At 70.0% G+C, this 20,437-nt stretch carries 18 protein-coding genes and 1 pseudogene; 7 read left to right on the plus strand and 12 right to left on the minus strand.

The features are described from left to right. Positions 1-132 precede the first annotated feature (132 nt). The 3 genes from tsaA to ACZ7CH_RS40455 all read right to left on the minus strand — a co-directional run bounded on the left by tsaA (position 133) and on the right by ACZ7CH_RS40455 (position 2,942). Positions 133-528, minus strand: a complete 396-nt coding sequence (gene tsaA, locus ACZ7CH_RS40445; RefSeq protein ID WP_458432666.1) for a tRNA (N6-threonylcarbamoyladenosine(37)-N6)-methyltransferase TrmO — start codon at positions 526-528, stop codon at positions 133-135. Next, positions 525-1,907, minus strand: a complete 1,383-nt coding sequence (locus ACZ7CH_RS40450; protein ID WP_458432665.1) for a protein adenylyltransferase SelO — start codon at positions 1,905-1,907, stop codon at positions 525-527. The genes tsaA and ACZ7CH_RS40450 overlap by 4 nt, the downstream gene beginning before the upstream one ends. 81 nt (positions 1,908-1,988) lie before the next feature. Continuing rightward, entirely contained in the window at positions 1,989-2,942 is a 954-nt protein-coding gene (locus ACZ7CH_RS40455; protein ID WP_470376383.1) for a LysR family transcriptional regulator, read from the minus strand. Between the two features lie 145 nt (positions 2,943-3,087). On the opposite strand from ACZ7CH_RS40455, the gene ACZ7CH_RS40460 reads away from it, so the two are divergent. Both ACZ7CH_RS40460 and ACZ7CH_RS40465 read left to right on the plus strand, forming a co-directional pair. Continuing rightward, positions 3,088-4,152, plus strand: a complete 1,065-nt coding sequence (locus tag ACZ7CH_RS40460) for a YbfB/YjiJ family MFS transporter (RefSeq protein WP_470376384.1) — start codon at positions 3,088-3,090, stop codon at positions 4,150-4,152. A 134-nt stretch (positions 4,153-4,286) separates the two neighbouring features. Continuing rightward, entirely contained in the window at positions 4,287-4,805 is a 519-nt protein-coding gene (locus tag ACZ7CH_RS40465) for a hypothetical protein (RefSeq protein WP_360384475.1), read from the plus strand. On the opposite strand, the gene ACZ7CH_RS40470 is transcribed toward ACZ7CH_RS40465, so the two are convergent. Further along, entirely contained in the window at positions 4,772-7,492 is a 2,721-nt protein-coding gene (locus ACZ7CH_RS40470; RefSeq protein WP_470376385.1) for an AfsR/SARP family transcriptional regulator, read from the minus strand. The genes ACZ7CH_RS40465 and ACZ7CH_RS40470 overlap by 34 nt on opposite strands. Positions 7,493-7,612: 120 nt before the next feature. Here ACZ7CH_RS40470 and ACZ7CH_RS40475 point away from each other — a divergent pair, with 120 nt between their 5' ends. Further along, positions 7,613-8,062, plus strand: a complete 450-nt coding sequence (locus ACZ7CH_RS40475; RefSeq protein ID WP_470368976.1) for a hypothetical protein — start codon at positions 7,613-7,615, stop codon at positions 8,060-8,062. On the opposite strand, the gene ACZ7CH_RS40480 is transcribed toward ACZ7CH_RS40475, so the two are convergent. Together ACZ7CH_RS40480 and ACZ7CH_RS40485 are read right to left on the minus strand one after the other, a co-directional pair. Beyond that, the gene (locus ACZ7CH_RS40480) at positions 8,059-8,415 is read right to left on the minus strand and encodes an HNH endonuclease (RefSeq protein WP_470376386.1); all 357 of its coding nucleotides are present in this window, start codon (positions 8,413-8,415) and stop codon (positions 8,059-8,061) included. The genes ACZ7CH_RS40475 and ACZ7CH_RS40480 overlap by 4 nt on opposite strands. After that, positions 8,399-9,328 carry a LysR family transcriptional regulator gene (locus ACZ7CH_RS40485; RefSeq protein ID WP_470376387.1) on the minus strand — a complete coding sequence of 310 codons (930 nt, stop codon included), beginning with the start codon at positions 9,326-9,328 and terminating at the stop codon, positions 8,399-8,401. The genes ACZ7CH_RS40480 and ACZ7CH_RS40485 overlap by 17 nt, the downstream gene beginning before the upstream one ends. 100 nt (positions 9,329-9,428) lie before the next feature. On the opposite strand from ACZ7CH_RS40485, the gene ACZ7CH_RS40490 reads away from it, so the two are divergent. Then, positions 9,429-10,448, plus strand: a complete 1,020-nt coding sequence (locus ACZ7CH_RS40490) for a TDT family transporter (RefSeq protein WP_470376388.1) — start codon at positions 9,429-9,431, stop codon at positions 10,446-10,448. Between the two features lie 304 nt (positions 10,449-10,752). Here the strand turns inward: ACZ7CH_RS40490 and ACZ7CH_RS40495 are convergent, their stop codons facing one another. Both ACZ7CH_RS40495 and ACZ7CH_RS40500 read right to left on the minus strand, forming a co-directional pair. Then, a complete protein-coding gene (locus ACZ7CH_RS40495) occupies positions 10,753-12,021 on the minus strand; it encodes a hypothetical protein (RefSeq protein WP_470376402.1) in 1,269 nt (422 codons plus the stop codon). Positions 12,022-12,156: 135 nt separating this feature from the next. After that, positions 12,157-12,354, minus strand: a pseudogene (locus ACZ7CH_RS40500) (helix-turn-helix domain-containing protein); the annotation flags it as partial. Between the two features lie 144 nt (positions 12,355-12,498). On the opposite strand from ACZ7CH_RS40500, the gene ACZ7CH_RS40505 reads away from it, so the two are divergent. After that, complete coding sequence (locus ACZ7CH_RS40505; RefSeq protein WP_470376389.1) at positions 12,499-15,672, plus strand: RHS repeat-associated core domain-containing protein; 3,174 nt, start codon at positions 12,499-12,501, stop codon at positions 15,670-15,672. Positions 15,673-15,747: 75 nt separating this feature from the next. Here ACZ7CH_RS40505 and ACZ7CH_RS40510 read toward each other — a convergent pair whose 3' ends face one another. Next, positions 15,748-16,023, minus strand: a complete 276-nt coding sequence (locus tag ACZ7CH_RS40510; RefSeq protein ID WP_470376390.1) for a hypothetical protein — start codon at positions 16,021-16,023, stop codon at positions 15,748-15,750. Positions 16,024-16,965: 942 nt separating this feature from the next. Next, positions 16,966-17,091, minus strand: a complete 126-nt coding sequence (locus tag ACZ7CH_RS40515) for a hypothetical protein (protein ID WP_470376391.1) — start codon at positions 17,089-17,091, stop codon at positions 16,966-16,968. Between the two features lie 231 nt (positions 17,092-17,322). On the opposite strand from ACZ7CH_RS40515, the gene ACZ7CH_RS40520 reads away from it, so the two are divergent. Next, on the plus strand, positions 17,323-17,631 hold the full coding sequence (locus ACZ7CH_RS40520; protein ID WP_360384459.1) for a DUF1540 domain-containing protein: 309 nt from the start codon (positions 17,323-17,325) through the stop codon (positions 17,629-17,631). 60 nt (positions 17,632-17,691) lie between these two features. Here ACZ7CH_RS40520 and ACZ7CH_RS40525 read toward each other — a convergent pair whose 3' ends face one another. Next, the gene (locus ACZ7CH_RS40525) at positions 17,692-18,192 is read right to left on the minus strand and encodes an SMI1/KNR4 family protein (RefSeq protein WP_470376392.1); all 501 of its coding nucleotides are present in this window, start codon (positions 18,190-18,192) and stop codon (positions 17,692-17,694) included. A gap of 140 nt (positions 18,193-18,332) precedes the next feature. Beyond that, the gene (locus ACZ7CH_RS40530) at positions 18,333-18,548 is read right to left on the minus strand and encodes a YceI family protein (RefSeq protein ID WP_470376393.1); all 216 of its coding nucleotides are present in this window, start codon (positions 18,546-18,548) and stop codon (positions 18,333-18,335) included. A gap of 113 nt (positions 18,549-18,661) precedes the next feature. Here ACZ7CH_RS40530 and ACZ7CH_RS40535 point away from each other — a divergent pair, with 113 nt between their 5' ends. Then, positions 18,662-19,111, plus strand: coding sequence for a hypothetical protein (locus ACZ7CH_RS40535; protein WP_470376394.1), 450 nt, complete (start codon positions 18,662-18,664; stop codon positions 19,109-19,111). The last annotated feature ends 1,326 nt before the right edge of the window (positions 19,112-20,437 follow it).

Here is a 20,437-nt window from a genome sequence, read left to right on the forward strand (position 1 = left end):
ACCTCTCCGACATCGTCTACACAGCACTCAAAACCGACATGAGCAGCACAAACACCCAACTACCCGCCACCGCTTGACATAGAAGCTTCCAACTCTTGCAGATGCCCGGGCAGCAAGGAGGGGAGGAGGTGGTCAGCGTTCGTCGGCCAGGACCGGCTTCACGTCGACCACCGGTGTGCCGTCGAGTGCCTCCAGGCCGCTCACCCGGAACTTCTGGCCCTCGACGCCGGTGACCAGCACCCGGTGCAGGCCGATCGGGTTCGGCCGGTCCGGCGACCGGGTGCTGAACACGCCGGTCTCCGGCCGGTCCTCGTCACCGCGCGGGTGCACGGCGAGCACCGCGCGGTCTGCCCGGTCCAGCCAGGTCAGCAGCAGGACCTCCTGGCCTGCCTGCAGTTCCGCCATCGCCCGCGCGTACTGGGGCACGACGACGACCCACGCCTCCGGTGCGCCCTCGTCACCCTGGCGGGGTGCGGAAGCGCGGTCGGTGAGCGGTGACTCGACGTGCCCGATCGGGAACAGGTTCATGTGCCACAGAATGTCTGGTAGCTCTCGCTGAAGTCGCGCGGGGCCGGTTCCGCGTACCGCTCCAGCCCCTCGCGCTCGTCGTAGGGCCGGCGCACCGCGTCCAGCAGCCGCTCGAACGGCCCCAGGTCACCCCCGGTCGCCGCCGCGAGCGCCTCCTCGACCAGGTGGTTGCGCGGCACGTAGACCGGGTTCACCGCCGCCATCGCCGCCGTGTCCGGGCCCTCCGCACGCCACCGCGCGAGCCACGCGTCGATGCCCGCCAGGTCCAGGACGAGGTCGCGCGGGTTGCCCCTGGTCAGGTGGTGGAAGAACGACGTGTGGTCGACGTGGTTCTCGTGCAGCAGCTTGAGCAGGTCCCCGATCAGCTGGTCGTCACCGGCACCGCCCAGCTTGGCCCGCATGCCCTCCTGCCACGCCGTCAGGTACCGGCCCTCGAACTCCTCCAGCACGCCGACGGCCTTCTTGACCGCCGCGTCCTCGTCCTCGTCGAAGAGCGGCAGCAACGCCTCCGCGAGCCGTGCGAGGTTCCACTGCCCGATGCCCGGCTGGTTGCCGTACGCGTACCGGCCGCGGTGGTCGATCGAGCTGTACACCGTCGCCGGGTCGTACGCCTCCATGAACGCGCACGGCCCGTAGTCGATCGTCTCGCCCGAGATCGTCATGTTGTCGGTGTTCATCACGCCGTGGATGAACCCGAGGTGCATCCACTGGGCGATGAGCCTCGCCTGCCTGCCGACGACCTCGCGGAAGAACTCCAGGTAGGAACGGCCGGGGTAGTGGCGTGCGATCGCGTGGTCCGCCAGCCGCCGCAGCAGGTCCAGGTCACCGGTGTTGCGCGCGTACTGGAAGCTCCCGACCCGCAGGTGGCTCGCCGCCACCCGTGCCAGCACCGCACCCGGCAACGGCGTCTCGCGGTGCACGGTGGCGCCCGTGCCCACGACCGCGAGCGACCGGGTGGTCGGCACGCCCAGCGCGTGCATCGCCTCGCTGACGACGAACTCGCGCAGCATCGGCCCGACCGCCGCCAGCCCGTCACCACCGCGGGCGAACGGCGTCCGGCCAGAGCCCTTGAGGTGCAGGTCCCGCAGCTGCCCGTCGACCTCGATCTCGCCGAGCAGCAGCGCACGGCCGTCACCCAGCCTGGGGGAGTAGCCGCCGAACTGGTGGCCCGCGTAGGCCTGGGCGACGCCCTCCGCCGCGTTGCCGGTGAGGAACCGCAGGCCGTCGCCGGTGCGCAGCCAGGCGGGGTCGAGGCCGAGCTCGCCGGCCAGCGGCTCGTTGAGGGCCAGCAGGGTCGGGTCCCCGACCTCCGCCGCCTCCCAGGCGACGGCCATCTCCGGGACGGCGGTGGCGAACTGGGTGCCGAGAGTGGTGCTCACGTCCTTCACGGTACGGGGGTGCCCGTCACGACAGCGCCCATGCCCGTTCCACCCCCGGCGCGATCCTCACCAGGGTGACCGTTACGCGCGTTCCGGCGGCGACCCGCTCGGAACCGGCCGAGACGCGCGCCACGGGTCGTCGGCGGGCAGCCACACGCCGGGCCGGTGCAGCCCCAGGTCGCCCACGCCCCGTGTGATCGCCTCGGCCGCGGCCAGCACGGTCGGCCGCACCTCGTCGGCCCGCCGCACCAGCGACCACGTCCACAGCACCTCCGGCTCGACGACCGGGCGCGCCACCAGGTCCGGCGGCAGCGGCGTGGTCTGGCCCTTGGGCGAGTTCAGCACCGGTGTGACGCAGCGCCGCACGTGGTCGAAGAACGCGGGCCCGGTGATCGCGCCGTTGTCGATCCGCACGACCCTCGCGCCGGAGAACTCCGCGAGCTCCTCGGCGTACTCGTTCCACGACCGCCACGAGGTCACGTCGTCGTCGACCAGCACCGCCAGGTCCCGCGCGCGCACCGGGCTCGTGTCGGTGCCGGGGGAGACCGCGTAGAGCCGGTCGGCGCCGAGCAGGTCGGCGGCGAGCCCGAGCCGGTCGAGGTCGGCCGCCCGCACCCAGCACACCGCGAGGTCGAGGCTGCCGTCGGCGACCCGCGCGGCCTGCGCGTGCGACGGCACCACCCAGGCGTCGACGTAGAGCGGTGCAACCCCGGCGGTGCGCAGCGACAGGTCCGGCGGCACCCAGTTCACGTAGCCGATCCGCACCGGCGACGACCCGGACAGCTGCTGCGCCTGCTTGCGCAGCTCGTCGGCCCGGTCGAGCAGCGCCCGCACCTCGGGCAGCAACGCCGCCCCGGCCGCCGTCAGCGCCACCGTGCGGCGGTCCCGGTCGAACAGCGCCACGCCCAGCGACCGTTCCAGCGCCTTGACCTGTTGCGACAACGACGGCCCCGCGATCAGCAGCCGCGCGGCCGCCCGGCCGAAGTGCAGCTCCTCGGCGACGGTCACGAAGTACCTGAGTTGACGCAGCTCCACGGTCTCATCGTAGGAGGCTGCGCCTTCCACCAGAGAGATGGACGGTCGTGGAGATCACGGGTGTGCGAACGCACGATGGGAGCATGGAAGTCGAACTCGTCGTGCAGTCCGAAGTGGACCCTTTGTGGCGTCGGGTGGTCCGACGGTGAGTGCCCGCGCTGCCGTTGCCCTCGCGGCGGGCATGGGCCTCGGCCGGTTCGCCTACACGCCGATCCTGCCGCTGATGACCGCCCAGGCCGGGCTCACCGCGTCGGCAGGCGCCGGTCTGGCCACGGCCAACTACCTCGGCTACTTCGCGGGGGCGGTGGCCGCGACGGCCGCGCGGCTGCACACACGGGCGGTGCACCGGGCGGCGCTGGTGGTGCTCACGCTGTCGCTGGCGGGCATGCCGCTGACCCACGGCGTCGTGGCGTGGTCCGCGCTGCGGTTCATCGCGGGGGCGGCCAGCGCGCTGGTCTTCGTGCTCGCCGTCAGCACCCGGCCCGGCTGGGGGATGAGCGGTGTCGGCGCCGGCATCGCACTGTCCGGGGTGGTCGTGCTCGCCGACAGCCGCTGGCAGGTCTCGTGGTGGCTGGTCGCGGGCCTGTCCGCGCTGTTCACCGCCCTGGCCTGGCAGCTGCGCCCGGTTCCGCGCCCTCGTACCGCGACCGCGCGCGGCGGCTCGTTCCCCTGGCTGTTCGCGGGGTACGCGCTCGAAGGCGTCGGCTACATCATCGCCGGGACGTTCCTGGTCGCCGCCGCCGGTCCACTGGGCAGCGGCGCGTGGGTACTGACCGGCCTGGCCGCCGCCGCGTCACCGTTCCTGCTCGCCCGCCTCGACCAGCGGCGCGCGTTGACCGGCGCACTCGTGGTGCAGGCCGCCGGCATCGCACTGCCCGCGCTGAGCACGGACCCGGTCGTCGTGGTCCTGGCCTTCGTCCTGTTCGGCGCCACGTTCCTCGGCATCGCCCTCACCGCGCTGAACCTCGGCGCCGGCCTGCACCCGAACTCCGCCGCCCTGCTGACGGCCGGCTACTCCGCTGGTCAGGTCGCGGGCCCGCTGCTGGCGTCCCCGCTGCTCAGCCGCGGCTACCAGCCGGCCTTGCTGCTCGGCGCGGCCGTCGTGCTCACCGCCGCCGGGGTGATCGCGCTTTCACGCCCAAACCGGCCGCGTCCGTCCAGGAGTAGGAGCAGCGAAAAGTCAGTCACAGCAACAGGAAGCACCGGCTGATGAGCAGTCCTGCGTCCGCGCCTGACCCACCGGCACCGGCACCCCGGGTGTATCCGCGGTGTATCGGCCGTGGATGGGATGCGGCAAGGCTCCTGACCGCGACACAGCAGGTCATGCGAAGAGGGGATTCTCCGATGCGTTTCACCACAGTGACGGCCGCGGTCGTCGGCGTACTGGGCGCGGCTCTGATCAGCACCGCCGCCCCCGCCAACGCCACCGAGCAGTACACCGGCACCAGCGCGGTCGAGGTCGCGGCGCCGTGGCTCGAGGACACCGCGTCCGTGCCGGCGGCCGAGGGCGACTTCACGATCCAGCAGACGGCGGCCGGTGCCGTCAACTGGATGTCCAGCCGCCGCGGCAGCACCGCCTACGAGGGCTACTGCGAACGCGCCGTGCGGCTCGCGTGGGACCGCGCCACGCACCACGCCTCGGCGATCGACCACTGGCGGTCCTCCGACGGCACCCGCCGCACCACGGGCACGCCGCCCAAGGGCGCGTTCGTCTTCTGGAACATCAGCCAGTACGGCCACGTGGGCATCGCCGACGGCAACGGCGGCTTCTGGTCGACCAGCGTCGGCGGCAAGATCGGCCACGCCGGCTCGGTCGGCTACTTCAGCAACTACCTCGGCTGGAAGCCCGGCAACAGCAACTGACCGAGTGCACCCGCCGCGCGCGCCAGCGTGCGCAGCGCGGCGGGTTCGCCCTCCCGGTTGCCGGTGCGGCGGTAGGTCTCCAGCGCCTGCTGCACCAGGTCGTGCGCGGCCTCCGGGCAGCCGTTCGACAGCAGCGCCTCGGCCAGCTCCACCTGCGCGAACGCCGTGCACCGCTCGTCGGTGAGGTCCTGCAGGATCGACACGGCCCTGCGCGCGGAGACGAGCTCGGCGTCGTGCTCGCCCAGGGAGCGGTGCAGGGCGGAGAGCCGGACCAGCACCAACGCCTCCCGGTGCGCGTCACCGAGGTCCGCCGCGAGCCTGCGGCCGCTCATCAGCCACACGCGCGCCGACTCCTGGTCGCCCAGCGAACCGTGCACCCCGCCGACCGACGCCCGCAGGTGGGCGACGGAGTGCAGGTCACCGGCCGTCTCCAGCAGCTCCAGCGCCTCGGTGTAGCAGGCCATCGCCCGCTCGTGCTCGCCGCGCAGCCGCCAGACCGTGCCCACGCCCGCGATCGAGATGCCCTGGCCGCGCGGGTCGCCGGCCACGCGGTAGAGGTCCCGCGCCGCGAGCATGCCGCGTTCGGCGTCGTCGAACTCGTCGCGGTAGATGTGCACCTGCGCGATGCCCCGCAGCAACGCCGCCCTGCCCTCGGCGGACCTCGTGACCGCCAGCGCCCGCCGGTGGGTGCGCGCCCAGTCGTCGTAATGGCTGTGCAGGTCGAAGTACGGCACGCACGCCGCCGCCAGCTGCCACGCCACGTCGTCGAGCCCGGCCGCCGCGGCCAGCTCGACCGCGCCGCACAGCGTGCGCCGTTCCGCCTCGAACCACCCGACCGGTTCGGCCAGCAGGTGCTCGGGCGCCCGCACCGCGGCGACCGGGGCGATGGTCGTGCCGAACGTGACCGGCAGCCGACGTGCCGCCGTGACGGCGAGCCACAACCACGTGCGCAGCGTGCGGTCGAGCGTCTCCGCCCGGTCCGGGAGCGCGTCGGCCAGCTCCAGGGCGTGGCACCGCAGCAGGTCGTGCAACCGGTAGCGGGGCTGCCCGAGGCGGTCGGTCCCGCACGCCTCCAGCAGGTGCGCGTCGACCAGCCCGTCGAGCAGGTGCTCGCTGCCCGGCCGGTCCAGCAGCGCGTCCACGACCCAGCCGGGGAAGTCGTGCGGCCCCAGCAGCGCCAGCCGCACGAACGCGGCCGCCTCGTCGGCAGGCAGCTGCCGCACGCTCAGGTCGAAGCTCGCCCGCACCGCCAGCTCACCGGAGGACAGCTCGCGCAGCCGCGTCGACTCGTCCACCAGCCGCGCCCGCAGCACCCGCAACGGCCACCCGCCCCGACCGGCCAGCCGCGCGCCCGCGACCCTGATCGCGAGCGGCAGGTGCCCGCAGGCCGCCGTGATCGCCGCCGCCTCGTCCGGCTCGGCTTCCACCCGATCGCGTCCGGCGATCCCGGTCAGCAGCTCCGCTGCCTCCGCCGGTGCGAACGGCAGCAGCTCCACCTGCCGCGCACCGGGCAGCTCCGACAGCCGCCGCCTGCTCGTGAAGAGCACCCCGCACCCCGCCGCACCCGGCAGCAACGGCTGCACCTGCCGCACCGACGCCGCGTCGTCGAGCACCACCAGCACCCGCCGCCCCGCGAGCTTCGAGCGGAACAACGCCGCCCGCCCCGCCTCCCGCGACGGCAGCCCCGCACCGGTGACCCCCAGCGCGTGCAGCAGTTCGGTGAGCACGTCGGCCGGGTCGCGCGGTCGTTCGGCCGTGCCGCCGAGGTCGACGTAGAGCTGCCCGTCCGGGAAGTGCGCGGCGACCTCGTGCGCCACCCTGACCGCGAGCGTCGACTTGCCCACGCCCGGAGCGCCGGTCACGCCCGCGACCGCCACCTTGCCGCTGTCGCGCAACGCTTCGGCGAGCTCGGCGATCTCCGTGGCGCGTCCGCAGAAGTCGGCGACCGACGGCGGTAGCTGCCGGATCGGCGGTGCGTTGTCTTCTTCTTCGCCGCGCAGCACGGCGAGATGTGCCTCTTTCAGCACAGGGCCGGGTTCGAGTCCCAGATCGTTCGCGAGCCGTGCGCGCATGTCCGTGTAGACCTTCAACGCCTCGACGCGCTGGTTCGTGCGCTTCAACGCGATCATCAGCTGATAGCAGATGCTCTCGCGATAGGGGTGCACTTCGAGGAGGGCGCGCATCTCCGCGATGACCTCGTCGCCCTGTCCCCGTGCCACCTGCAACGCCAGCCGCTGCTCGGTCGCCGTCAGCCGCACTTCCTCCAACCGGGTGATCACGGGCTGCCACGCGTCGTTCTCCGGCAGGTCCTCGACCGGCCGGCCGCGCCACAACCCCTCCGCGGTCCGCAGCAGGTCGAGTGCGTCGCCGCTGGTGCGCGCCTCGGTGACCAGGTGCTCGAACCGCAGCGCGTCGAGCTCGTCGGGCGTCAACGCCAGCACGTAACCCGTGCCGTTCGTGCGCAGGCATTCGCCGAGGACCTGCCGCAACTGCCACACGTACGTGCGGACGTTCGCGACCACGGACCGCGGCTTGCTCTTCGGCCAGAGGACCTCGACGATCTGGTCGAGGGACACGGCGCTGTTCGCGTTCAACGCGAGATGAGCGAGCAACGCCCGCTGCTTCACCCCGCCCAGGCCCATCCGGCTGCCGTCCCGCCACACCTCCAGCGGCCCCAGCACGTTCACCCTGGTGATGGCCCCTCCTCTGGCGTGTTCCCGCTGACAGCAGCCCGCGCACGCGGCAGGATAGCGGCGGCAGCCCGCCGCCAAGACCCATTCGCCAGAAGATGTGGTAGCTCGTCAACCATGCACAAGCGTCACCTCGTCGCACTCGCGCTGCTGCTGAGCGCCTGCGGCTCCGAGACGTCGGTCCCCGCGATCGCGCCGACGTCCGCCCCCGAGCAGACCGTCTCGCCGCTGGCCGACCAGCACGCCCGCCTCGACGCCATCGGCACCCTCCTCACCTCCTGCGTCACCCGCCTGCGCGGCGAGCCCGTCGACCCCGCCGACAACTGCGCGAAGGTCATGCCGGACGTGTCCGAGGTGATCGGCGAGGTGGAGAAGAAGGGCGACCGGCTCTCGCCCACGACCCGCAGCGCCGTCGCGGACGTGCGCAAGCAGCTCGGGGAGATCCAGTCGTGCGAACCGTGGTTCGCCGCGGGCGGTCAGACCGCCGATCCCCGGTTGGACCAGCGGTGCCGTGACGCGTGGGACGCACTCTTCAGGAGCTACTCCGCCATCCGCAACGCCGCCTAGGGCTGCCCGAACCGCGTCGTGAGCACCGACGAGATCTCGTGGTGGCGCAACAGGAACGCCTTCTCGTCCAGCTTCTTGCGCCGCAACCACCCGGTGACCTCGGCATTGCACTTGCTGGCGTTGCACGACCCGCACGCGGGCACGACGTTGCCCAGCGTGTACCGGCCACCGCGCGACAACGCCTGCACGCAGTCCTTCTGCAACGAACCGGCCGCGGAACCGCAGTAGGCGCAGCCGCCCCACGAGGACTTCAGCGCGTCCCACTGCGCGTCGGAGAGGTCGTGGGCGACGCGCGCCATCCGCTTGCGGCGTTTGCGTGCCGCGCGCACTTGTTTGCTACCGCCGGTCGCCACGGGGTGGAAGCGTACGCATCGCGATGGTCAACAGGTCGGAGGCGGGGCCGCGGGGTGCCCTGCCCCTGGTCCACACGGCGCGCAGCGCGCGGTCGAGGTTGAGGTCGGTCACCTCGACGCGGACCAGCGCGCGGGTCGCCAGGTCGGTGGCGACCGCGTGGGCGCTGAGCACGGCCGGGCCGATGCCGCCGGTGGCCGCCGCCTTGATCGCGGTGGTCGAGGACATCTCCAGCAACGGGTCCGCGGTGATCTCCAGGTCGATCCCGCGCAGCGCCGACCGCAGCGCCTGCCGGGTGCCTGAGCCCTGTTCGCGCGACACCAGCGGCGTGGCGGCCAGCGTGGCAGCGGTGATCCTGCGGCGGCGGGCCCACGGGTGGCCGGGCGCGACGACCAGCACCAGCTCGTCGTGGCCGACGACGCGGCTGTCGAGACCGGCGGGCACGTCGGTGCTCTCGATGAAACCCAGGTCGGCGCGGTCGGCGAGCACCTGGTCGGCGACGTGCGCGGAGTTGCCCGCCGTCAGGACGGTCGCGGTGTCCGGGCTGACCGTGCGCAACGCGATCAGCCACGCCGGCAGCAGGTACTCGGCCACGGTCAGGCTCGCGGCGACCTTCAGGTGGCTCTGCCGGTCGGCGCGCAGGCTCGTCAGACCGGCGTCGAGGTCCGCCGCCTTCGCGAGCACCGGTGCCGCCCAACCGGCGACGAGCTGCCCCGCCGTGGTGAGCGTCGCGCCGCGCGAGGTGCGTTCGAGCAGCGCCACGCCGACGCGGGCCTCCAGCACCCGGAGGCGTTCGCTCGCCGACGGCTGGGACATGCCGTGGGCCTTCGCGGCACGGCCGATGCTGCCGAGCTCCGCGACGCTCAGCAGCAGCTCGTAGCTGACGAGGTCGGTGACGCGTCCCGGCAAAGGCATAGGGGCAGCCTATGTCGTCATCGGAGATCGGTGCCTACCGAGGTGGGCGCGCGCAGGGCACCTTGGTGTCGTGACCGCTCTCGCACCTCACCCACACACCGTGCCCCATGAGGTGCGACGAGCGGCGCCCTTCGGCCCCAACCTGTTCGCGTCCGTGATGGGCACCGGCATCGTCGCCACTGCGGCTGCCTCGCTCCCGCTGCACGTCCCCGGTCTGCGCACCGCGGCGACGTTCGTGTGGCTGCTGGACGCGGCACTGCTGGTGTTCCTCACGGTTGCCGCAGTCCGCAGCTGGACGTGGGCGACCGTGCGCGCGCAGCTGCGCGACCCGGTGATGGCGCACTTCTGGGGCGCGCCCGCGATGGGGTTGATGACGGTCGGCACCGGCGCGCTGCTGCTGGGCGCCGACCTCGTCGGCCTGACCGCGGCGCTCGCGATCGACTGGACGCTGTGGACGCTCGGCACCGTGCTGGGCCTGGTGACGTCGGTCGTGGTGCCGCTGCGGATGTTCGGCAGCGGTGAGCTGCCGTTCGCCGGCTGGCTGATGCCGGTCGTGCCGCCGATGGTGTCCGCGGCGTCCGGCGCGCTGCTGGCCGCGCACCTGCCGCCCGGCCAGTTCCAGCAGACGATGGTCCTGCTCTGCTACGCGTTGTTCGGCGTGAGCCTCTTCGCGACGGTCTGCCTGGTGCCGCAGATCTGGCACCGGCTGGTGCAGCACGGCCCCGGCGAAGTGGTGCCGACGCTGTGGATCGTGCTCGGCCCGCTCGGCCAGTCGATCACCGCCGCGAACCTGCTCGCCGGCGTCGCGGTGCTGCCCGGCCAGACCGCGTTCGCCGTGCTGTACGGCGCGACCACGTGGGGCTTCGCCCTGCTGTGGGTGGCCATCGCGACCGCGGCGACCGTGCGCGCGGCACGGGCCGGGATGTCGTTCGCGTTGACGTGGTGGAGCTTCGTCTTCCCCCTCGGCACGCTGGTGACCGGCACGAGCGCGCTGGCCGCGAAGGTCCACTCGCCGATGTTCGTCGTCGTGGCCGTCGTGCTCTACGCCGCCCTGGTGCTGTCGTGGGCGACCGTGGCGGTGCGCACGATCACCAGTTTCGTGAGTCCCCGCGTGCGTTAGGCGCGGCTGGACCACGTCGAGCCGCGGTGCGGCGGAGGCGGTCCGCGCGGCGTGCGCGACCACCTGCGCGTCGCGTGGAGCAAGTCAGCGGCGACAGATCGAAGTTGGTCGTCGTGATGCATGAAGTGCGGGAATCAGCTCGGTGAGACGTAGCGCTGCCGTGCAGTGGCAACCATTCGAGACTTGCTGACGGACGTCATACCGCTGGGCAGACAGATCGCGCGGGCGTACCGATTGAGCCTTCCTCCCCGCCCTCTCGGGACGTCCGATCCCTCAACGATCTTGTCCGGGCGGACTCGCCTTTCTAGTCCCTTGGCAGCTGCACGATGAGTACCGGTGTCCCGGTGACCGTGAGGCTGTCGCCTGCGTGCACTGGCCGGCTGGTGCCGTCGAGGGTGCGCACCTCTGTGGCGTCTGGTGGGAGGGCTGTCGTCGCGGTGTGCTCGTGGGTCCAGCGGATCGTGAGCAGCTGACCGTCGTCCGCGGTGAACTCGCATTGCCACACGGTGGCAGGCAGGCCGACGGCGAGCCCTTGACCGCATCCCCGGGTCCTGGTGCGGGTCAGCCACCGTTGCAGCTCCTCCACCGCGAGTGCGGCGCTCGTGGGTGGGCTGCCGACGGTCTGCAGCGTGATGGGCAGGCCGCCACCGCCCCAGTTGTAGAAGTAGGTTCGTTCGAGGTTGAAGCGGGAGCCGTGGATCGCGACCAGGTAGAAGCGTGTGGCGTAGTCGATCGCACGCTGCTCGTCCAGCCGTTCGTCGCGCACGTATTCATAGGTGACACCGGTGTTCCACAGGCGTGGGTGCACGCCCGCGTCGTGCAGGGCACCGTCGATCTGTTGCAGGAGGTCGATCATGGTTTCCGGCGGGTCAGCCGCGCGTTGCTGATGCAGTTTGAGTCCTGCGACATCGCAGTGGTCGTAGCCGCGCAGCTCGGTGAATTCGCGCAGTACGGAGCGGCCCTCGTACGTCCACAGCCGATCGATCGAGGGGCACACCACGACCGCTTGCGGGTCGGCGGCCTTGATGGCGCGCCCGGCAAGCTTGGTCATCTCGACCAGAGTGGCCGTCGTACCGGAGAAGTAGCGCTGGTCGTTGGCGTGGACCCAGACCTCATAGGCGTCGATCCGGCCGTGGTAACGGGTTGCCACTGCGCTGACGAACTGTTCCCACACGGTCAGGTCGTCGGGCGGCGCGCTACGCGAACCGTCTCCGTACGGTGCCTTCGGCCCGGCGGGCGCGGCCCACTCCGGTGTGCCGCCGAACACCAGCGTGGCCGGCAGATCTGCCTTCCGCGCGCCGACGACGAGGCGGTCGAGGACGGTCCAGTCATAGGTGTCGCGCCGCGGCTGCAGCCTCGCCCACCGCGTACCGCTGTCCCAGAACCGCAGACTGCCGACCCGGAACGACGGCATCACCCCGCTCGACGAGGATGCCGTCACGCCGAACAGCGACGGAGCCAGCGGCTGCTCGCGCTGCCAGGACGGACCGGTGATCTGCCGCTGCGCGGCAACGGGTCCGACGTCCGTGCCGCTGGCTGCCAGCGACACCAGGACGAGCGCGAGCATGAGCACGACGCACACCCGGGACAGGGCGCGCGTGCGCGGCAGAGACCGAGGAAGTGCACGAGGTTCCGGTGCTCGATCCGCGGTGTGCGGCATCACCGGTCGGCCTGTCGCCGCCCTCCACTGCGCGAGCAGTTCGACCAGTTCCACGTCATCGGCTGAACAGGCCGTGGCAATTCCGACTACGGTCTGGTAGTCGGGCGGGACTGTTTTTCCAGAGCAATACCTGTGCAGGGTGGAACTGCTGACGTGTGCTTTTCTGCCCAACTCGGAATAGCTCAGTCCGCTCCGCTGCTTGAGCTTCGCAAGGTGGCACGCGAGTTCTTCGTTCCCTTCCGGCACACCTACCGCCCTCCCCAAGCTCAGGTGTCACGGGCCAGTATGGCAGTCATCCCATGCTCGGAGGTAGAGCCTGGTCAGGGCATGTCGCGCCATGTCGGGATGGTGGCGTGTTGTCCGAGTGCAGGTGCGTCGGCATCGTGTGGCGTGGCCGTGCGGTCACGAACATCGCGCGAAAACACAGGAAGTCCATTCACAGCCCAAGGGGATGATTTGTTAAACCGAAGTATGCTGTGCCGTCGTTCGGTGAACGCCGCAGTGGTTGCGCTGATGCTGCTTTCCGGCAGTGTCGTCGCGGTTGCGCCGACTCCGGCAGAGGCCGCCGCAGTACTGACTGCAGGCATGACCGGTCCTCGCCCATCGGCGACCCGGATTCCATTCTCGATCTCCGACAAGGTGTCCGCGTCGGTCGACGTCGGTACCGGCAATCTGCTGGTCACGACCTCCGACCTGGCGCTGCCCGGCATCCAGGGCGATCTTCAGCTGGGTCTGACCTACAACAGCCTGCGTCTGGGCACGGGCGCCGCGCTGCCGTCCGGATCGGCCGGCGCAGGATGGGCGATGAGGGTCGGCCAGGACACCAAGGTGGTCCTGAACTCCGACAACTCCGTGCTCTACCTCGCGCCCGAAGGCCGCGAGGGCCTGTTCCAGCCCTCCGGTGCGACGGCGTACACGGCACCTGCCGGTTTCAAGGTCGCGATGGTGAAGACCGCCTCGGGCTGGACGATCACCGACCACGACAGCAACTCGGTGTCGGCGTTCGACTCGACCGGACGGCTGGTGTCGATCAGGGACCGCAACGCCCAGACCTCCACGTTCACCTACACCTCCGGCAAGCTGACCCAGATCGTGTCGACCCGCGGCGGTACCGGTGCCCGGACGGCGAACCTCACCTGGTCGGGCAACCTCACCACCATCGCCCAGACCGGCGACGAAGGCACTCCCCGCAGCGTCGTCTACACCTACACCTCAGGCAAGCTGACCAAGATCACCGACCCGACCTCGCGGGACACCCGCTTCGGCTACGACGCGACCACCGGCGATCTGACCACGATCACCAACGGCGCCGGCAAGCAGACGGCCATCCAGTACGACACCTCGCACCGGGTCAAGAAAGTGACCCAGGAGAACCCGGCCGGCGGCGCGGCAACCCGATTCACCTACTACTCCGCCGGGGAGACGCTGGTCGCGAGCCCGAACAACACCGAGGCCACTCCCGCCAACGGCCCGCAGACCGACTACTTCCTCAACGCCCAGGAACTCGTGACGTCCGTGACCGACCCGCTCGGCCGGGGACGGGCCAAGACCTACACCCCGTTCCACGACGTCGCGACCTCGACCAGCGGCACCGGAGGCGTCACCGTCTTCGGGCACGACCCGGCCGTGAACGCCGGTGAGTCGCTGACCAGCATCACGTCGCCGACCGGGGCGAAGTCCACCGCCACCTACGCCAACACCGGAGCGGCGAGGTACCTGCCGTCCGGCGGTACCGATGAACAGGGCAACAACAAGCTGCTCACCTACGACGGCGCCGGCAACCCGCTCAGTTCGACCAACGCCACCGCGAGCGCGACTTCGAAGGTCGACTACAACGCCGACGGCACCCTCAACACCTCCACCGACCCGCGCGACAACCTCACCGACTACACCGCCAACACCGATCACCAGGTCACCGACATCACCCCGCCGGCCGGCTCGAGCCTGGCACCGACGGTGATCTCCTACGACGGGTTCGGACGGCTGCACGCAGTCCGCGACGGTCGCGGACTGCGCACGATCTACGCCTACGACCGCGCCGACCGGGTCAAGACCATCCAGTACTCCGACACCACGCCCGACGTGGCCTTCACCTACGACGATGCCGGGAACGTGCTCACCCGGACCGACGCCTCGGGCACGACGACGTTCACCTACGACGCTCAGAACCGGGTCACCTCGCGCACCGCGACCTCCGGCGGCGGCACACTGTCCTACGGCTACGACAAGGCAGGCAACCTGACGTCGAAGACCGACGCCCGCGGTACCACCGGCTACGTGTACGACGCGGCCAACCAAGTCACCGAGATGACCCTGCCGAACGGGCAGAAGACCGCTTTCGCCTATGACGACAACGGCAAGCGCACCGACACCTGGTTCAACGCCAACGTCTCCCGAACCACCTTCGCAGCCCACACGAAAACCGTCTTCGACAAGGCCGGTCGGATCTCACGGACCTGGACCTCACGCGCGTCCAACGACGCGACCAAGACGTTCGACACGGGGTTCTGCTACTCGCCCCACGTCGCCGGGCAAGCGTGCCCGTCGGCATCGGCCGGCACCGACACAGGTCTGATCAAGTGGTCGACCGACAACTTGAACTCCGCGCTGTCTCTCTACAGCTATGACACCTCCAACCGGCTCACCGCGGTCTCGAACCTCGGCGGTCACGACTACGCCTACACCTACGACAAGGCCGGCAACAGGCTCACTGCGAAGGTCGACGGCACCACCGCGCAGACCCTGACCTACAACACGGGCAACCAGATCTCGAACACCGGCTACAGCCATGACGCCGCCGGGAACCGCACCGCCGACCCGACCCGGGGCAACTTCACCTACAACGCGGCAGGCCAAACCACCGCCCGTACTCAAGGATCGTCTTCGAGCACCTACACATGGGGCGGTGGCGACCAGAACGAGCTCGTCTCCTCCACCACCGGGGGGAGCACAACGAGCTACGTCTACGGACGCAACGACACCAACGGTGTCCCGATGCTGCAGTCGATCACCAAAGACGGTCAAACCAGCTACATCGACACCGACCCCACCGGTTCCCCCATCGCCTTGCACACCCCTGCCGGAGTCCACTACTACGCGCTCGACAACCAGGGCAGCCCGGTCAACCTGATCACCAACGCCGGAGCCGTGTCCGCCACCTACACCTACGACCCCGCCGGAAAACAGCTCAGCGCCACCGGAACCGCAGCCTCGTCCAACCCCATTCGTCACACCCGAGGTCTGCTTGACGAGAACACCGGTTGGCTCAAACACGGCGTCCGCTGGCACGACTTGGCCACCGGCAACTGGACTGCTCTCGACCCCATCAGCCTGATCCTCGAGCCCGACATCGCCAGCCGGTACGCCTACGTCGGCGGCAACCCCGTCAACCGCATCGACCCCACTGGCCTGTACGCCGATACCTCAAGGGCGTGTCTCGCCGGCGCCGTGGGTGCTGCCATCTACGCGTGGCCCGCCGGCCCTGGAGCTGTGACCGCCGCTGCTGCCGGAGCGTGCTTGACCGGCGTCATCACGAACTGGATATCGAACGGGCTCGGCGATTGATCCCACAACGAGGCCGTCCCTCAACACGCCGTGTCGACAGGTGCTGAGGAAGTAGCCGCGGCACCCGCACAAATATCAGGGGTCATCGCGAGAAAGGTGGTCACCTGGTTTCGGCCAGGAGCGTGGTCGGGCGCTCGGCTGGGGTGTCCCAGTCGAGCGCTTTGCGTGGGCGGTGGTCCGGTTGTGCGGCATGACTTCCGGCAGACCTGCAAGAACCGCCATCACATGTGTCTTCGATGCGACCGCGGTGATGCGCCGCCGCCGCAGAGCGGGCAAACTGCGTCGGGCAAGCGTGCCGAGCCGGTATGCCTGTTCATGGCCGAAATCGCGGTTGCCGAGCAGGTAGGTCACGTGATCCTGGCCCGGAACCCATCTCCTTCAGCAGAAGCGCCGGGGAGAATTCCCGGTTCGCCAGGACGATGGCCGCATCGAGGGGTGTCGAGCGAATCGACGTCGCAGGCCCGCACGTCGAGCCCGCGCTTCTCCTGGCGTCGTGCTACCTCCCGTTCGGGAGCCTTCGGCCACGCGGCCAGAACGACCTGAACGCAGATGATCTCTCCTGGGGCCTCGCCGCTCGGACCGGTGAGCCTCTTCGCGTACTCGCTGTCGCCCTTGCCCTGGGTGGTCTTTTACGCCGAAAGCTCCCGTGCGCTCGTGCCGGCCGGCGCGAAGGTGGTCTGCTCCTCGGCGACAACGACGCCGTCGAACCCGCCGGTGGACGTTCCGGAACCACCGGGCATGTGCAAGCGTGGTCGTGCCCAGCCCAGGTCGCGTGTCGGCTGCGGTGGACCGGAACACGTGACGAATCCCGTGTTGTCAGGTGGCCCGCTGTTACCGCGTTCACGATCTTGATGGTCGCGCTCTCACTGGCGAACATAGGCCGGTTGGCGGTAATTGGGGTGATCTGACAACGTTGTCATTCGCCTGTAACTGCAACCAACTCTGTGGTGGCAGCGTGAGAGCGTTTCCGCGCGCCGACGACGCGCAGCGCTTTCGCGACAGCGCCCTGACCTGCCAAAACAGGTTGAAAAAGGCTCGCTGCTCCCGCGATCATGACTTCCTGTGTTCAGATGAACACGGGATCAGTCCCGGATCTGCGTGTTGGAGTTCTCCTTCCAGAGTGGACCTGCTGACTGCGACGCCGAACACCGGGCTGCCGGGTTCGAGCAGTCGTCCTGCTGCGAGAGCGCCCACCGGCGCCGGGTCGAACCCGATGCCCGCCAGGAACTCCGCCACCAGCGCGACAGCGGCCGGGTCGTCGCCGGCGACGCCGAGTGCGCGGTCGGCGGGTGGTCAGTGGTTCATCGCGTCCACGACGACCTTGCCTGCGAACGGCGCCGGGTCGAGCTCGCCGAACCGGTGCCACGGGATCGCGAGGATCACGAGCCCGACGTCCGCGACCGACCGGTCCGCTCGCATGTGCGGACTGCGTGGAGATAGTCCACGGACGGGGGTGTTTGGATCGCGACCAGAATGGTGAGGTGAATGCGGCCGCAGCATGTATCCGCAGCTCAACGCCCGGTTCCGGGTCATTGTCGAATCCCGAGAGGGAAGGCTATCCTAATTGCCGTTCGAATTGCGGGCCGTGGTGAGCGGTGGCATCGTCCGAATCACCGGACCACATTCCCACCACGGATCACAGGAGCGGACATGACCACCCTCGAGAACCCGGCGATGCCCGCCGTCCACGAGTGCACCGTGAGCGGCTGCTCCTACAACCACGACGGCTGCCACGCCTTCGCGATCACCGTGCGCGGTGACAACGGGGCTGCCGACTGCGGCACGTTCATCCCGCTGAGCACCAAGGGCGGCCTGGACAAGGTGATGGCCCAGGTGGGCGCCTGCACCCGGACCGACTGCGTGCACAACGCGTCGCTGGAGTGCACCGCGCAGAGCGTGCGGGTCGGGCAGGGCGAAGGCGACCACATGGCCAACTGCCTGACCTACCAGCCGCGTTGAGCTCGTAGCGCTCGAACAGCACCGCGGTCACGCCGGATGCGTGACCGCGGTGCTGTCGTTTCAACTCTGGGGGCGGACGTCCCACGAGAGGTGGCCGTCGTCCCAGCACCACAGCCGGTACAGCGGGTCGTCGTTGCGATCCAGCAACCGTGCGAGGTGGTCGAGCATCGCGGTGACGCTGGGCCAGTCCGGCGCCGGCAGGAGGCCCGAGCCGTCCTCGTGGGTGATCACGCTGCCGTTGGCCAGGTCCACGACCAGCAGGTCGGCGCCTCCGTCGCAGTCGACCGCGATCGGTAGCCACCCCGTCCGCGCGGCGCGGTGCGCGAGGGCTGAGCGGGCGTCCAACGGATGCCACGACACCGGCAGGAGCGGGCTGAAGTCGCGGAGCCGGGCCAGGTCGACGCCGCCGAACAGTCGCCACCACGCGGCGAGGTCAGGTGGCAGACCAGCCCTCCGGAAGCTCTGTGGTGGCAGGAAGGCCGCGTGCAGCGCCGGTGCGTGCTCACGGACCCAGGTCGCGATCCGCGGCCAGGTCTTCTCGACGGGCTGGTGTTGCACCACGGTCCGCAACCTACGTGCGCTGGATCGTCGCTGTCACCGCGATTTCCACCCACCGGCCGATCAAGAACCCCGGGGCGCGGATGCCCAGCGTCCTGCGGTCCAGCCTCGCGGTCAGGACCGCGTCTCGCCGGTGACGCCGCTCAGCTCCGCCGACGTGCCGGGGCGTGCAGCGTGCCGGTCACCAGCCAGCTGCGCCCGGCCAGGACCACCGACGTGGCGGTGAACGTCATCGTCGGGTGCCGGTCCCGGTCACGTCTGGCATTGCCGGTGTCGATGGCCACCAGGCCCAGGGTGCCGTACACGGTCAGCAGCGCGCCGTTCGGTCCGATCTCGACGGTGCCGCCCGTGACGGGCACGGTCCCGGTGCGGCCCCAGGTTGCCGACTCGGAACGTCGCCGAGCAGCGTTCGGTCTGCCACAGGCCGGCGGTGAGGGTCGCGCGGCGGTCACGACCGGGCTCAGGTGTGCTCGTGCACCTCGTGGACGGGGTAGATCTCGACTCGGTCGGCAACCGGCAGCAGCGCCGGGTCCTGCCCGAGCAGCTCACGGCGCTGCGCGCCCGATTGCTCGCCCGTCGCGCCATGGCGGCTACCGTCGCGGGTGCGCCTGCGAGAAGGCGCGCGAGCTGTCCACGGCCGCTTCTCGACCTCGCCGTCCGCAGCGGCGACCCCGACGCCGAGTTCGACGGGATCCACGCGCGGCACCTGGTGTTGTGCGCGCCACAGTTCCAGAACGAACGGGTCGCGCTCGCCGAGCGGGCCGTCGAGCTGGCTAGGAGCGCGCGGCAGCCGCACGTAGAGCTGTGGGGGTACGTGTGGCTGGTCGACGTGGCGTTCCAGGTCTGGGACTTGGTCGGGGTGGACCGCGAGCTGGCGTTGATCGAGCAGTTCGCCGCGGCGCGGCAGCACGGGGTCGCTTAGTGGCACCTGCACTGGTTGCGGGCGGCCAGGGCGGCGTTGACCGGGCGGCTCGACGACGCCTGGGAGCTCAACCGGACCGCCCGCGCGGTGGCCGATACGGGATGGCGCTGGTCGAGGGCACCATCGACGACGCGGTGGCGCGGGAGTCGCCACGTTCGAGCGGTTCCGCGCCGTGCCGGCCACCCTGGAGGTCGGGCCGATGTGGGCGCCGATGGTCAGCCCGATCGGCGTCGTCGCCTGCCTGCTCGGCGACGCCGAGACCACCGCGATCGTGCACCGCACGCTCGCCTCGCTGGAACCGCACTTCGCCGCCGACGGGCTGGCTCGGTGTTCTGCAGCGCCGCCACCCCGTGGCTGCTCGGGGACCTGGCCATGGCCTGTGACGACGTCACCGGCGCGATCGGCCACTACCGCGAGGCCGCCGAGATGGACGTCCGCATCGGCGCCCGCCCGTTCCTCGCGCTCACCCGCCTCGGCCTCGCCAGGGCCCTGCTCGCCGCCGGTGAACACACCGAGGCCAGGAGCCTCGCCACGCAGGCCGCGGGGAGTTCCGCGCGCTCGACCTACCGGTGCGGCTCGCCGAGGCCGACCGGTTGCTGCAACGCATCGGGGCCGAGGAACGCGCGGCAGACCTGTTGTCACGATGCAAGGCCAAGGTCGTGGAGCTCATCGCCTTGGCCGCTCGCATGCCCGGCGTCTCTTGAACATTGGCGAACGACAGGAACCCATGACCATTGCAAGAGTGGACCGACTGGCTTGCCAGCCGGTCCGGTCCGCTGATCACTTTGAGTCGCCAACTAGATTCCCAAAAAGTCAGCGAAACAGCACGATGAACGCACCATCGCCGGATTTGGACTCACACACGCATTCTGGCTCGACCACCTATGGTCACTAATCGAACTGCATACTAGCCTCCTAGTCCGAACAGGCGAACTTCGGTTGCTGGGCTAACGAATTAACATCACGGACGATCTACGTATGAGATGATGATTTTTTGCAGCTACTCTTGAGGTGACCGGTTGTACGACGCATCGCCAGAAACCGTTGCAGTACTTGAAGCGATGCTGCGTCGCCGAGCGCGACATGTGGCAAGTGTGTTACTCAGCAGCTTTGTCGCCCCTGCGCTGGTGGAACGGGGAGGTCCGCCGGTCGGATCAGTAAGGATGTGGGGCTGGCCTCTGTACAGAAAACACATGTGGCACCAAGAAATTGATCGTTCTGACTGGAGTTTGAAGTCTGGAGCCCAATGTGGATTAGAAGAAGACATCTTCGAAAGCTATTACCTTTGTGTTGGCGGAAATATCGTCTTCGAGTCCTGGTGTCAGA

The sequence above is a fragment of the Lentzea sp. NPDC037011 genome (genome assembly GCF_055607425.1).

What these genes read in the sequence shown, in the direction of transcription:
- tsaA (WP_458432666.1), bottom strand. Translation starts at nt 528, where the DNA reads ATGAACCTGTTCCCGATCGGGCACGTCGAGTCACCGCTCACCGACCGC.
- ACZ7CH_RS40520 (WP_360384459.1), top strand. Translation starts at nt 17,323, where the DNA reads ATGACCACCCTCGAGAACCCGGCGATGCCCGCCGTCCACGAGTGCACC.
- ACZ7CH_RS40475 (WP_470368976.1), top strand. Translation starts at nt 7,613, where the DNA reads ATGCACAAGCGTCACCTCGTCGCACTCGCGCTGCTGCTGAGCGCCTGC.
- ACZ7CH_RS40485 (WP_470376387.1), bottom strand. Translation starts at nt 9,328, where the DNA reads ATGCCTTTGCCGGGACGCGTCACCGACCTCGTCAGCTACGAGCTGCTG.
- ACZ7CH_RS40515 (WP_470376391.1), bottom strand. Translation starts at nt 17,091, where the DNA reads ATGCGAGCGGACCGGTCGGTCGCGGACGTCGGGCTCGTGATCCTCGCG.
- ACZ7CH_RS40465 (WP_360384475.1), top strand. Translation starts at nt 4,287, where the DNA reads ATGCGTTTCACCACAGTGACGGCCGCGGTCGTCGGCGTACTGGGCGCG.